This window comes from Micromonospora sp. NPDC007208 (assembly GCF_042869175.1).
Lineage (GTDB): Bacteria > Actinomycetota > Actinomycetes > Mycobacteriales > Micromonosporaceae > Micromonospora > Micromonospora foliorum.
The window spans coordinates 572660-585530 of sequence record NZ_JBIAFG010000002.1 but is presented as its reverse complement, the minus strand read 5'-3'; the positions used below and the strand labels follow the sequence as shown (position 1 = coordinate 585530).

The 12871-nt window shown below is 72.6% G+C and carries 15 protein-coding genes and 1 pseudogene; 3 read left to right on the top strand and 13 right to left on the bottom strand.

Annotated features, from left to right (window positions below; translation table 11 throughout):
• Window positions 1-40 precede the first annotated feature (40 nt).
• Window positions 41-1222 carry an aminotransferase class V-fold PLP-dependent enzyme gene (locus ACFYL6_RS06210; RefSeq protein ID WP_387168144.1) on the top strand — a complete coding sequence of 394 codons (1182 nt, stop codon included), beginning with the start codon at window positions 41-43 and terminating at the stop codon, window positions 1220-1222.
• Window positions 1223-1255: 33 nt separating this feature from the next.
• Here the strand turns inward: ACFYL6_RS06210 and ACFYL6_RS06205 are convergent.
• Window positions 1256-1843 (bottom strand): annotated as a pseudogene (locus tag ACFYL6_RS06205) (murein hydrolase activator EnvC family protein); the annotation flags it as partial.
• A 245-nt stretch (window positions 1844-2088) separates the two neighbouring features.
• On the opposite strand from ACFYL6_RS06205, the gene ACFYL6_RS06200 reads away from it, so the two are divergent.
• On the top strand, window positions 2089-3231 hold the full coding sequence (locus ACFYL6_RS06200; protein ID WP_387168141.1) for a sulfite oxidase: 1143 nt from the start codon (window positions 2089-2091) through the stop codon (window positions 3229-3231).
• A 63-nt stretch (window positions 3232-3294) separates the two neighbouring features.
• On the opposite strand, the gene ACFYL6_RS06195 is transcribed toward ACFYL6_RS06200, so the two are convergent.
• The 12 genes from ACFYL6_RS06195 to proS form a co-directional block, all read right to left on the bottom strand.
• Window positions 3295-3618, bottom strand: a complete 324-nt coding sequence (locus ACFYL6_RS06195) for a DUF2469 domain-containing protein (protein WP_007075222.1) — start codon at window positions 3616-3618, stop codon at window positions 3295-3297.
• Window positions 3615-4427 carry a ribonuclease HII gene (locus ACFYL6_RS06190; protein WP_387168138.1) on the bottom strand — a complete coding sequence of 271 codons (813 nt, stop codon included), beginning with the start codon at window positions 4425-4427 and terminating at the stop codon, window positions 3615-3617. Before ACFYL6_RS06190 ends, ACFYL6_RS06195 begins: the two co-directional genes overlap by 4 nt.
• Window positions 4421-4906, bottom strand: a complete 486-nt coding sequence (locus ACFYL6_RS06185; protein WP_387168135.1) for an NUDIX hydrolase — start codon at window positions 4904-4906, stop codon at window positions 4421-4423. The genes ACFYL6_RS06190 and ACFYL6_RS06185 overlap by 7 nt, the downstream gene beginning before the upstream one ends.
• 47 nt (window positions 4907-4953) lie before the next feature.
• Window positions 4954-5589, bottom strand: coding sequence for a signal peptidase I (gene lepB, locus ACFYL6_RS06180; protein WP_196921530.1), 636 nt, complete (start codon window positions 5587-5589; stop codon window positions 4954-4956).
• Window positions 5590-5599: 10 nt separating this feature from the next.
• The gene (gene lepB, locus ACFYL6_RS06175) at window positions 5600-6469 is read right to left on the bottom strand and encodes a signal peptidase I (protein ID WP_387168132.1); all 870 of its coding nucleotides are present in this window, start codon (window positions 6467-6469) and stop codon (window positions 5600-5602) included.
• Window positions 6470-6650: 181 nt separating this feature from the next.
• Window positions 6651-7007: a 50S ribosomal protein L19 gene (gene rplS / locus ACFYL6_RS06170; RefSeq protein ID WP_030487486.1), complete on the bottom strand. Its 357-nt coding sequence runs from the start codon at window positions 7005-7007 to the stop codon at window positions 6651-6653.
• Window positions 7008-7151: 144 nt separating this feature from the next.
• Window positions 7152-7925: a tRNA (guanosine(37)-N1)-methyltransferase TrmD gene (gene trmD, locus ACFYL6_RS06165; protein ID WP_238658283.1), complete on the bottom strand. Its 774-nt coding sequence runs from the start codon at window positions 7923-7925 to the stop codon at window positions 7152-7154.
• Window positions 7926-7936: 11 nt separating this feature from the next.
• On the bottom strand, window positions 7937-8491 hold the full coding sequence (rimM, locus tag ACFYL6_RS06160) for a ribosome maturation factor RimM (RefSeq protein ID WP_387168129.1): 555 nt from the start codon (window positions 8489-8491) through the stop codon (window positions 7937-7939).
• Window positions 8491-8751, bottom strand: coding sequence for an RNA-binding protein (locus tag ACFYL6_RS06155; protein WP_172862164.1), 261 nt, complete (start codon window positions 8749-8751; stop codon window positions 8491-8493). Before ACFYL6_RS06155 ends, rimM begins: the two co-directional genes overlap by 1 nt.
• Window positions 8726-9226 (bottom strand): 30S ribosomal protein S16, encoded by a 501-nt coding sequence (rpsP, locus tag ACFYL6_RS06150; RefSeq protein ID WP_112736214.1) that lies wholly within the window; start codon window positions 9224-9226, stop codon window positions 8726-8728. Before rpsP ends, ACFYL6_RS06155 begins: the two co-directional genes overlap by 26 nt.
• 229 nt (window positions 9227-9455) lie before the next feature.
• Window positions 9456-10124 carry a DUF402 domain-containing protein gene (locus tag ACFYL6_RS06145; RefSeq protein WP_387168126.1) on the bottom strand — a complete coding sequence of 223 codons (669 nt, stop codon included), beginning with the start codon at window positions 10122-10124 and terminating at the stop codon, window positions 9456-9458.
• A 1-nt stretch (window position 10125) separates the two neighbouring features.
• On the bottom strand, window positions 10126-11532 hold the full coding sequence (proS, locus tag ACFYL6_RS06140; RefSeq protein WP_238658287.1) for a proline--tRNA ligase: 1407 nt from the start codon (window positions 11530-11532) through the stop codon (window positions 10126-10128).
• A gap of 225 nt (window positions 11533-11757) precedes the next feature.
• Between proS and ACFYL6_RS06135 the strand changes: the two genes are divergently transcribed.
• The gene (locus ACFYL6_RS06135) at window positions 11758-12360 is read left to right on the top strand and encodes a TetR family transcriptional regulator (RefSeq protein WP_387168123.1); all 603 of its coding nucleotides are present in this window, start codon (window positions 11758-11760) and stop codon (window positions 12358-12360) included.
• The last annotated feature ends 511 nt before the right edge of the window (window positions 12361-12871 follow it).

The window sequence follows — 12871 nt, the reverse complement described above, 5'->3', positions numbered from 1 at the left end:
CGGCCGGAGGACGCGCGAGCGCGGCGGTTACGATCATCAAGTGAGCGTCCCGCAGCCCCCTGAGCCGATCCCGGGCGCCCGCCTGCTCTTCTCCCTCGACCCGGCGGTCAGCCACCTCAACCATGGCTCGTTCGGCGCGGTGCCGATCGGGGTGCAGCGCGCCCAGCAGCGGCTGCGCGACGAGATGGAGGCGAACCCGCTGCGCTTCTTCACCCAGGGGCTGGTCGACCGGATCGCGCACACCCGTCGGCACCTCGCCGGGTTCCTGGGCGCCGACCCGGACGGCAGCGCCCTGGTGGGCAACACCACCACCGGCGTCGCCGTGGTGCTCCAGTCGGTGGGCCTGCAGGCCGGCGACGAGGTGCTGAGCACCGATCACGGGTACGGGGCGGTGAGCCTGGCCATCCAGCGCGAGTGCCGCCGCACCGGCGCGGTCAGCCGGGTCCTGCCGATCCCCCTGACCGCCACCGCCGAGGAGATCGTGCAGAGCGTCCGCGCCAGTCTGCGCCCCGGGCGGACCCGGCTGCTCGTCGTCGACCAGCTCACCTCGGCAACCGCCAAGCTCTTTCCGGCCGCCGCCATCGTCGGGGTGGCCCGCGAACACGGCGTGCCGGTCCTGGTGGACGCCGCGCACGCCCCGGGCATGCTGCCCACTCCGGTGGCCGGCATCGGCGCGGACTTCTGGGTGGGCAACCTGCACAAGTGGGCGTACGCCCCGCGCGGGACCGCAGTGCTGGCGGTGGCACCGCAGTGGCGGGACCGCATCGAGCCGCTGGTGGTGTCCTGGGAGCAGGAGTCGGGTTTCCCGGCCCGGCTCGAGTGGCAGGCGACTCTCGACTACACGCCCTGGCTGGCCGCCCCGGCGGGCCTGTTCACGATGCGCAGTCTCGGCGTCGACCGGGTGCGGGCGCACAACGCCGCGCTCGCCGCGTACGGCCAGCGGGTGGTGGGGGACGCTCTGGGGGTGGCCCCCGCCGATCTGCCCGACCCGGGCGGGCCGGGGGTGGCGCTGCGCCTCATTCCGCTGCCGACCGGCACGGGCACCACGATCGACGCCGCGCGGGCGTTGCAGGCACGGATCGGTGAGCGGCTCGCCACGGAGGTGGCGGTGATGAGCTGGAACGGCCGGGGGTGGCTGCGGCTCACCGGCCAGGTGTACAACGCCGCCGACGAGTACGAACGGCTGGGCGCACGACTGCCGGCACTGCTCGCCCAGCGCTGACCGGACGGCCGGAGCGGACACCGGGACCGGACCGACCGGGAGCAGGCGCACCGGGCCGAGGCCGAGCAGGGCCAGCGGGTCGAGATACTCCTCGCCCCGGCGCAGGCCCCAGTGCAGGCACGCCTCGGCCGGGCAGCCCGCGTGCCCGGGCAGCAGCTCGCCCAGCGGCGCGCCGGCGGTGACCGCCTGGCCGGGGCGTACCGCGGGTTGGACCGGCTCGTGGGTGGTCCGCAGCCCGCCGGCGTGCCCCACGGTGACCACCGGTCGACCGGCCACCAGACCGGCGAAGAGCACGGTGCCCGGCCCGGCGCTGCGGACCACCGCTCCGGCCGGGGCGGCCAGGTCGACGCCGCGGTGGCCGGGCAGCCACGGTCGGGGCGGCGGGTCGAACCGGCGTACCGGACGGGGTGGCCCGTCGAGCGGCCAGCGGAACCGCCCGGCGGGCGCTGGATCCGCGACCTGGACCGTCCGGGCCGCGACCGGCTCGGTCGGCGTCGGTGGTTGGCCGGGCACCGCCGCGACCAGCACCGCCAGCCCGCAGAGCTGGACCGTCAGTGCGAGCGGGAGCGCGGCGCAGAGCAGCACGGTACGGCGGATCGAACGGACGGATGGCGGTCGCATGACGGCAGCCTCCGGCCGACGCGGGGTCGTCCGCCAGCCCGGCCGGTGCGGCTGTGGACAACCGGAGGTGCTGTGGACGACCACCCAACACCCTCGATGATCTGCTATGCCCGGGACGGCGGGACGCTGTCCACGGCCCGTCGCGTGAACGCCGCCGTACCTCCGGTGCCGTTTTCCGGCCGCCGCCGAGGGCCTAGGCTGGGCCGCGTACGGCGGGCGCCGCCGTCTGTACCGGGGAGGCTCGCATGACCACTCTCGATGACCGGACGTCGTCCCCCACCGGGCCGACGGTGGCCGACGTGAGCGGCCCGTCCCGGCTCGCGGAGCCGGACGAGACGATAAGCGCCGAGGAGTTGCAGCTCGCGGCCCGCAACCACGGCATCCCGTTGGAGGCGCTGCGCTACGACGTCACCCCGGCCGGGCTGCACTACCTGCTGATCCACTACGACATCCCGGAGCTCGACCCGGCGACGCACACGCTGACGATCGGCGGGGCGGTGGATCGGCCGCTGACGGTCACCCTCGCCGACCTGCGCGAGCGGCCCCGGGTCACCCGGCAGGTGACCCTGGAGTGCGCCGGCAACGGTCGGGCCCTGCTGCACCCCCGACCGGTCAGCCAGCCCTGGCTGGTCGAGGCGGTCGGCAACGCGGAGTGGACCGGCACCCCGCTCGCTCCGCTGCTGCGGGAGGCGGGCATCGACCCGGACGCGGTGGACGTGGTCTTCACCGGCACCGATCACGGCGTGGAGCGCGGGGTCGAGCAGGACTACCAGCGGGCGCTTCCGGTAGCCGACGCGCTGCGCGAGGAGGTGCTGCTGGCGTACGAGATGAACGGCGCTCCCCTGCTGCCGCAGCACGGTGCGCCGCTGCGGCTGATCGTGCCGGGCTGGTACGGCATGGCGCACGTGAAGTGGGTCCACTCCATCGAGCTGCGGACCGAGCCGTTCGAGGGGTACCAGAACGCGGTGGCCTACCGGGTACGCCGCGACGCCGACGACCCGGGCGTGCCGGTCACCCGGATCGAGCCGCGTGCGTTGGTCCGCCCGCCCGGCTTCCCCGACTTCATGTCCCGCCGCCGGGTGCTGCGGCCCGGTCCGTGCACCCTGGATGGTCGGGCCTGGTCGGGGCACGCGCCGGTGGTCGCCGTGGAGGTGACCACCGACGGCGGGGAGAGCTGGACGCCGGCCGAGCTGGACCCGACGGACGCGGGGGACTTCGCCTGGCGGCGCTGGCGCCACGAGTGGGTGGCCACCCCCGGCCGGTACGTGCTGGGCGCGCGGGCGACCGACGCGTCCGGGCGGACCCAGCCGGTCGAGCAACCGTGGAACCGCGGCGGCTTCGCCAACAACATGGTGCAGCGGGTCGAGGTCGTGGTGCCGGCCGAGTGATCGGCGGCGGGTGTCAGGCCACGGGTGGGGGGCCCGTGGCACGGCCCTGCGGCTCGGGTGCGCTCAGCCGCCGAAGCCGGAGTCGGCGGGCAGTGAGATGTCGGGCTTCTCCAGCTCCTCGACATTGACGTCCTTGAAGGTCATCACTCGGACGTTCTTCACGAAGCGGGCGGGACGGTACATGTCCCACACCCAGGCGTCGTGCATCTCGACCTCGAAGTAGACCTCGCCGTCGGAGTTACGCACGTGCAGGTCGACCTGGTTGGCCAGGTAGAACCGGCGCTCCGTCTCCACCACGTAGGAGAACTGGCGGACAATGTCGCGGTACTCCCGGTAGAGCTGCAGCTCCATCTCGGTCTCGTACTTCTCGAGATCTTCCGCGCTCATCGCACTCCGCCTTCCATGGCCACATCTTCCCCCACCGGCGTCGGAGGCCGAGGCTGCTCGCCCAACGCCACGCCGACGGTACCCCCTGACGCCCACGAGCGCTCCATCGGCTCATCCGGGGCGTGGCCGCCGGGCCGTCGGGCGCGCGGCGGCCGGCCGTCGCGGCCGGAGACCGCGGCGACATTGACGTACGAGAACCGGTGCTCCCGGCACGGCCCGTGCTCCCGCAGCGCCGCCGAGTGCTCCGGGGTGATGTAGCCCTTGTGCTCGGCGAACCCGTACGCCGGGTACACGCCGTCCAGCTCCACCATGAGCCGGTCCCGGGTGACCTTGGCCAGCACGCTTGCCGCCGCCACGCACGCCGCCACCCGGTCGCCCTTCCACACCGCCAGCCCGGGCACGCCCAGGCCGTCCACGCCGAAGCCGTCGGTCAGCACGTACTCCGGGCGGGTGGTGAGCGAGGCGAGGGCGCGGCGCATCGCGGCCAGGTTGCACACGTGCAGACCCCGGGCGTCGACCTCCTCGGCCGGAATGACCACCACGGCGTACGCGAGCGCGCGGTCCACGACATCCGCGTACACCCGCTCCCGGCTGGCCGGGGTGAGCAGCTTCGAGTCGGCCAGCCCGTCGATCTCGCCGCGCCGCCCCTCGGGCAGCACCGCCGCGGCGGCGACCAGCGGACCGGCGCACGCTCCCCGGCCCGCCTCGTCGGCACCGGCGACGTGCCGGAAGCCGCGCCGCTGCAACGCCCGCTCCAGGGCGTACAGGCCGGCCTCGCGGCGCACCACGGTACGCGGCGGGGTCAGCACGACGCCTCGTCCTGGCCCGCGGTGGTCGACTGCCCCAGCCGGGTCAGCAGGGCGGGCAGTTCGGGCGGGTAGAACCGGTCGCCGCTGGCCGCCAACTCGTCGGGAAGCCACCAGCGGTGGTCGGCGATGCTGCGTCGCTCGATGTCGTTGAAGCCCGTGGTGTCCACCTGCCAGGAGTCCACCCGGAAGAGGAAGAAATCCTGCTCCTGGCGGTACCAGATGCCGTCGAAGGAGAACTCGGTCGCGTCGGACCAGACCGGCTCGCCCAACTCGACCGGGTCGAGCCGCAGGCCGGTCTCCTCGGCCAACTCCCGGGCGGCGCCCGCCGCCGGGGACTCCAGCGGATCGAGCCCGCCGCCCGGAGTGAACCAGTATCGGTGCCCGGGTCGGGCCGGGTCGAAGCCCTCGAACAGCAGGACCCGGCCGGCCGCGTCGACGAGCAGCACGCGGGCCGCGCGTCGAGGGGTGTAGACGGTCACCGCACCAGCCTGCCAGACCGAGGACGGATCGCCCACGCCCCGTCGGCCTACGGCTTGGGAATGCCGTCGAACCCGTCGGGCACGGTCAGCCAGGTGGCCCGGTTGACCGGCCAGAAGACGGTGAACGCCCGCCCGACCACGTCGTCCTCGGGGATCGTGGCCTCGGTGATGTTCTGCCCGGACTGCTGCCAGTGCTCCAGGGAGTCGCCGGAGGCCGACCGGTGGTCGCCCATCACCCAGAGTCGGCCCTCCGGCACGGTGATGTCGAACTCCTGGTCGGCGGGCTTGTCGCGAATCCCGTCCATGGAGAAGATGTACGGCTCGTCCAGCGACTTGCCGTTGATCATCAACCGTTCCTCGGGGTCGCAGCAGACCACGTGGTCGCCCGGGATGCCGATCACCCGCTTGATGAAGTCCTCACCGTCGGGGTTGCCGCTCCACTCGGTCGGAGCCTTGAACACGATCACCTCGCCGCGGTGCGGTGATCGGAAGTCGTAGACCAGCTTGTTGACCAGCACCCGGTCATCGATCTTGAGGGTGTTTTCCATGGACGGGGAGGGGATGAAGAAGGTCTGCAGCACGAAGGCGCGGACCAGCACCGCGACCAGGATCGCCACACCCAGCAGGATCGGCAGCTCCTTCCAGAAGGAGCTGCGCGGCTTGTCGGTCTGCTCGTCAATCACGCCAAGGAGCCTACGTTGCCCGGCTGGACGGCACCGTCCGGAACGCGCGGGAAGCACGTAGCGCGACTGCCAACGGAAGCATCAGCAGCGCACCGCCCTGCGGAGTCGGTCGCGCCGGCGGCGCACCGGAGGACGCCGCGGCCGGCCCGGACACGTCCTCGAACGTCGACGGCACCGACAGCGCACTCCATCGCGACGACGGCCAGACCACCATGAAGGCCCGGCCGACCACGTTGTCGATCGGCACCGGCCCCTGGCAACGCGCGTCCTGGGAGACCTCGCGGTGGTCGCCCATCACGAAGATCTGACCGGGCGGCACGACGATCTCGTCGAAACGCCGGGAGCGACACTCCGCCGGGTTGGGCGGCAGGTCCAGCGGTGAGTCCCGCAGGACGTACGACTCGTTGAGCGGAGTGCCGTTGACTGTCACCCGCCCCTGGCTGTCGCAGCACTTGACCCGGTCACCGGGGAGACCGATCACCCGCTTGATGAAGTCCTTCTCACCGGGGCGACTCACCCCGACCAGATCGCCGACGGTGCGGGCGAGCCGGCCGGCGACACCGGGCTTCGGCTGATCGTCCACCTGCGGCGCCCAGCGGTCGGTGCCCCGGAAGACCACCACCTCGCCACGCAGCGGGTCACGAACGTCGTAGACGACCTTGTTGACCAGCACCCGGTCACCGACGAGGAGAGTGTCCTCCATCGAGCCGGACGGAATGAAGAACGCCTGGAGCAGGAAGGTGCGGATCAGCACCGCGAGGCAGAACGCGACAACCAGCAGCAGCGGCAACTCCTGCCAGAGAGGCATCTGCCGGCGGGTGCGGCGAGCCCGTCGGCGCCACGGATCGACGGTGCCGTCCTCGTCAAGCGTCTGCACCACGCCACTCCCCGGTCCGCAGAAACACCACCGCCCGGGAGCCTCGTCGAGGCTCCACGGGCGGTAGTGGACAACTGCCCGCCACGTGGGCGGGACCGCCGCCTCGCTGCGCCCGTACGACCAGGGTAGTGCGCTCTGGTCGGTACGGCATACGCGCAGCTCGGGCGGCGTGGCGAGCGGGAAGTCAGCTGGGCTGCTTCTCCCGCTTCTCCTTGATCTTGGCCTTCTTGCCGCGCAGCTCGCGCAGGTAGTAGAGCTTGGCGCGACGCACGTCGCCGCGGGTCACGACCTCGATCCGGTCGATGCCCGGGCCGTTGATCGGGTAGGTCCGCTCGACGCCGACGCCGAAGCTGACCTTGCGGACCGAGAAGGTCTCGCGCAGACCGTCACCCTGGCGGCGGATCACGACGCCCTGGAAGATCTGGACACGGGACCGGTTGCCCTCGACGACGCGGGCGTGCACCTTGACGGTGTCACCGGCCCGGAAGTCGGGAAGGTCGGTCCGCTTCGACTGGGCGTCAAGGGCGTCCAGGATGTTCATCGCTGCGTCCTCGTAAGGCTCACGGCGCACCGTCACTCGGTGCGCGGGTGGGTGATTCTGATTCCCGGGTGGTGATCGGCGGACCGACCCCCGGTCGGGGATCCTCGCAGCCGACCGCGGGCGCGGACGGATGCGGCAACCCCACTACTTTGCCACATCCCCCGGCGGAGGCTGAAATCCGGCCTGGTCCAGGGCCGCGATGTCCCGTTTGTCGAGCCGATCGGCCGGCAGCGCGGCCAGCAGGTCCGGACGGCGGGCGGCGGTCCGCAGCAGACCCTCCTCGCGCCGCCAGCGGGCGATCTTGCCGTGGTCACCGGAGCGGAGCACCTCCGGCACGTCGTGCCCACGCCAACTCGGCGGTTTGGTGTAGATCGGCGCCTCCAGCAGCCCGTGCGCGTGTGACTCCTCGTCCAACGAGCCCGCGTTGCCCAGCACCCCCGGCAGCAGCCGGGTGACCGCCTCCAGCATCACCAGGACCGCGACCTCACCGCCGAAGAGCACGTAGTCACCGAGCGACACCTCGGTGACCGGCATCCGGGTGGCGGCGTGCGCCAGGACCCGCTGGTCGATTCCCTCGTACCGGCCGCAGGCGAAGAGCAGATGCGGCTCGGCCGCCAGCTCGTACGCCATGGCCTGGGTGAACGGGGCACCGGCCGGCGACGGCACCAGTAGCCGGGGCGGCGGGGCGTCGACCGGCGCGAGGGCGTCCAGTGCCTCACCCCACGGCTCCGGGCGCATCACCATCCCCGGCCCGCCACCGTAGGGGGTGTCGTCGACCGTGCGGTGCACGTCGTGGGTCCAGGTCCGCAGGTCGTGCACGGCGAGCTGGAGTACGCCGTTGGCCCGCGCCCGTCCGATCAGCGACAGGTCGAGCGGGGCGAAGTACTCCGGAAAGATCGACACGACGTCGACGCGCATGCGGGCTGGTCCTAAAGGTCGAGCAGTCCGGCTGGCGGGTCGACGATCACACGTCCGCCGGCGATGTCGACCTCCGGGACGATGGCCCGGACGAACGGGATCAACGCGGTACGCCCCTCGGGCCGCCGCAGCACCAGCAGGTCGGACGAGGGCGCGTGGTCGATGCGGGCGACCTCGCCCAGGCGTTCGCCGGCCGGGGTCACCACGGCCAACCCGACCAACTGGTGGTCGTGGAACTCCTCCGGGTCGTCCGGTGGGGCCACGTCGGCGCTGTCCACCACGAGCAGCGTGCCGCGCAGCGCCTCGGCGGTGTTGCGGTCCAGGATGCCGTCGAACGCGATCAGCACCCGACCCTGGTGGAAGCGGGCTTCCTCGATGGTCAGCTCCGCGGGAACCTGGAACGGCACTCCGGGCTCATCGGTGGTTGGAGGGGGTGTCGCCCCCGGCTCGGTGCGCAGCACCGTACCGGGGGCGAACCGTGCCTCGGGCTCGTCGGTCCGCACTTCCACGGTGACCTCACCGCGGACACCGTGCGGCTTGCCGATCCTGCCGACGACGAGCTGCATCAGTACGAGTCGACGATGTCGACGCGAACCCCGCGCCCGCCGATGGAGCCGATCACCTGGCGCAGCGCCTTGGCGGTCCGGCCGGACCGCCCGATCACAGTGCCGAGGTCCTCGGGGTGCACGCGGACTTCGAGCCGCTTGCCCCGACGGGAATCGACCATCCGCACCCGGACGTCGTCCGGGTGGTCGACGATGCCCTTGACCAGGTGCTCCAACGCCGGACGCAGTGGCATGTCAGGCCTGCTCACCGGCGTCGGCAGCGGCCGGGGCCTCGGCCGGAGCCTCGGTCTTCGGCGCCTCGGCGGCCGGAGCCTCAGCCGGAGCCTCGGTCTTCGGAGCCTCGGCAGCCTTGGCGGCCTTCTTGGCCGGCTTGGCCGGGGTCTCCGGGGCGAGCCCGGCGGCGGCCTTCGCCTCAGCCTCGTACGCCGCCTTGCGGTCGGCCCGCTCGGGGGCGACCAGGAGCGGCGGCGGGGCCGGCAGGCCCTTGTACTTCTGCCAGTCACCGGTCAGCTCCAGCAGACGCTGCACCGCCTCGCTCGGCTGAGCGCCGACGGACAGCCAGTACTGGACCCGCTCCGACTTGACCTCGATGATCGAGGGGTCTTCCTTGGGCTGGTAAACCCCGACGAACTCGATCGCCCGACCGTCACGCTTGGTGCGCGAGTCGGCGATGACGATGCGGTACTGCGGGTTGCGGATCTTGCCCATCCGCAGGAGCCGGATCTTTACGGCCACAGTTGTTTCGCTCCTGTTGCGATCTCACCGGCCCAGGCGGGCGGTGTGCATGGGTGAGCGCCGACCGGACCCGTGGGGTTGGGCCGGAGACTACTCGGTGGACTGGCGACGTGCCCGGGTTAGAGGGCGCCGGACGCGCGCCGGATACCAGCGACCCATTCTGCCAGATCCGCTGCCGATATCCCGCATCGGACCCGGACACCGCGTTCCCGGTGACCCGGAACACCGCTCAGCGCACCGGCGGACGATCCCACCCCGGCGGCAACTTGTCCGGTACGCCCCATTCCGGCGGCGGCGCGAAGTCACACCAGGTGCCGTCGAACGGGAACGCCCCGGCCTCGGCGAGCGCGATCACCCGCTCCCCCTCGGCGCGGACCGCCTTCTCGTCGGTCACCCAGTAGTCGTCACCGAAGGCGAGCCGCTCGGCGAACTCGTCCTCGTCCTTCCACTCCCAGCTGAGGTCCGGTCGCACCACGACGTCCAGGTCCTGGTCGACCATGTCGACACCGGCGACCGGGCCGTCGTCCCAGCGGACGGCGGGCTCCTCCAGGTTGACGTACCAGTTGGCGAACCGGCCCCGTTCGTCCCGAAACCACCAGACGGAGTGCGCCGCCCCGGTGGGCAGGAACTTCAACAGCGGCGGGCCATTCCAGCGGCCCTCCGCCAGCCGGTACGTCGGGGTGATCCAGTCGGCGAACGGCAGCGCCCGCATGGTCAGGCCCGCCGCGTTCACCTCGTGCGCCACCGGCGAGTCGCGGGCGATCCAAAGCAGCAGCCCTCGCTCGTCGTCGAGGACCACCCGCGCCGGCCGGGCCCACCCGATCCGCCCCAGCCGCACGTTGCGGTGCACGATCAGCCGGCCCGGCGCGAACCGGTCGACAGGGTCGCCCGGCCGCACCTCAGTAGGCGCGGGCGAGGATGGCGACCAGATCGGGCTCGTCCTCCGAGTCCGGTACCGAACCGTCGGCGCGCAGCAGGCAGCGCACCGTGACGCCCTGACCGTTCGCCTCCGCCTCACCGGCCACGCCCACCGCCGACCACGGCACCCGCGCCCAGCCGGTCGCGGCGGCCTCGATCGCCTCGGCCAGGGTGGCCACCTCGACCGTGCGCGACTCGCGGTTGGCCAACGCCTGGTCGTGCAGCACCTGCTGGTCGGTCTCCAGGGCGGCCAGCACCGCGGCGACCACGTCGGCCACCGGCGTCGGGGTCTTCGAACCGTCGGTCCGACGCACCACCGTCGCGTTGCCCACGGCCAGGTCGCGGGGGCCCACCTCGACGCGTACCGGATAACCGCGCAGCTCGGCGTCGACGGCCCGGCGGCCGAACGGGGTGTCGGTCCGGTCGTCGAGCGCGACCCGGACACCGGCGTCGCGCAGGCCGTCGCGCAGCTTGGCCGCCGCCTCGCCGACGCCGTCACCGTCCTTGACGATCATGACGTACGCCTGGATGGGCGCCAGCCTCGGCGGCACGCGCAGGCCGTTGTCGTCGCCGTGCGCCATGATCAGGCCACCCAACATCCGGGTGGACGTGCCCCAGGAGGTGGTCCAGGCGTGCTCCCGGCCGCCCTCCTTGGAGGAGTAGCTGATGTCGAACGCCTTGGCGAAGTTCTGGCCCAGCTCGTGGCTCGTGCCCAGCTGCAACGCCTTGCCGTCGCCCATCATGCCTTCGCAGGTGTACGTGGCCGTCGCCCCGGCGAACCGCTCACGCGTCGTCTTCAGGCCGACCACCACCGGAATGCCGATCACGTTGACCATCAGGTCCTCGTACGCCTCGTGCAGGATCCGCCGCGCGTACGCCCGGGCGTCCTCGCGGGTGGCGTGCGCGGTGTGCCCCTCCTGCCAGAGGAACTCGCTGGTACGCAGGAAGATCCGCGGACGGAGCTCCCACCGGACCACGTTCGCCCACTGGTTGAGCAGCAGCGGCAGGTCCCGGTACGAGTCGATCCACTTGGCCATGAACTCGCCGATGACCGTCTCGCTGGTCGGACGCACCACGATCGGCTCGGCCAGGGGCTTGCCACCACCGTGGGTGACGACCGCCAGCTCCGGCGAGAAGCCCTCGACGTGCTGCGCCTCGCGCTTGAGGTAGCTCTCCGGGATGAACAACGGGAAGTACGCGTTCTCCGCACCCGCCGCCTTGATCCGAGCGTCCATCTCAGCCTGCATACGCTCCCAGATGGCGTAGCCGGCCGGTCGGATGACCATGGTGCCGCGAACCGGGCCGTTGTCGGCCAGCTTCGCCTTGGCGATCAGGTCCTGGTACCAGCGGGGGAAATCCTCCGCACGGGGAGTGAGCACGCGTGCCATGACCGCACATCCTATGCGCCACGCGGGCGGACACCGCGTCCGGGAGTCGCCACGCCGTGCGGTGCCGCACTCCGCGCCCGCGCGGTGCCCCTCCGCCGATGGGCCGCGACGCCGCCGGGCGGGCCCACGACGCTGGGCGGGCCCACGACGCTGGGCGAGCCGACGACGCCGGGCGGGCCCACGACGCTGGGCGAGCCGAGGGTGCGCCCGTAGAATTTGACCACCATGACTACCTCGACGGGCTCCCCACGCCAGCGGCTACGGGACACGATCGTGGACGCCGCCCGCGCGCGGACCATCGCCGCCGGATGGGACGCGGTCCGGATGGGCGGAGTGGCCACCACGGCCGGGGTGAGCCGGCAGACCGTGTACAACGAGTTCGGCAGCAAGGCAGGGCTGGCCGAGGCGCTCGCCCGCGCCGAGGTGGACCGGTTCGTCGGCGCCGTCCAGGCCGCTCTGCTCGCCCACGGCACCGACGTACGGGCCGGCGCGTACGCGGCGATCGCGCACACCCTCACCACAGCGGCGGAAAACCCCCTGGTCAAGGCCATCCTGACCAGCGCCCGGGGCGGCTCGGACGAGCTACTGCCGTACCTCACCACCCGTGCCGAGGTGGTGCTCACCGAGGCGTCCGGCGCGCTGATCGACTGGGCCGGCGACCACCTGCCCGGAGCGGACCAGACCGCGCTGGCTTTCGCCGCCGACACCATCGTCCGCCTGGTGGTCAGCCACATCGTGCTCCCCCGCGAACCGATCGAGCAGACCGCGACGGCCCTCGCCAACCTGGCCGTACACCTCTTCAGCGCCGCCGCCCGCCCAGCCCCCTGACCCCCGCACACCCCGCGCGCCGGCCCACTGGTCGACGCCGCGCGCCCGTGCACCCACACCCCGCTCCTCGCACCCCGGCACCCCGGGCACCCCTGGCCCGCGCCCGCTCGCCCCGCCCTTCCCCAGCCGCCGGCCGCCGGCCGATGCCCCCGCACCCCGCACCCCGCACCCCGCACCCCGCACCCCGCACCCCGCACCCCGCACCAAGATCCGAGCAACTTCCCGGATGTTGCTGCCTCCGGCGCGCAGGAGGCAGCAACATCCCTGATGTTGCGGGGATCTTCCGAATTGGTCTCGCCGCACGCCAAGATCGCGCTCGATCCTGGATGTAGTGGCATCCCCCAACGCCGAGGCCACTACATCCTGGTTCGAGCGCGATCTTGCGGCGCACACGGCACGGCGCGACACGGCACGGCTCGACACGGCACGGCCGGGGCGGCACGGCGCGGCACGGCACGGCACGACGCGGCCCGGAACGGCCCGGCACGGCCCGGGGCGGCGCGGCGCTCGT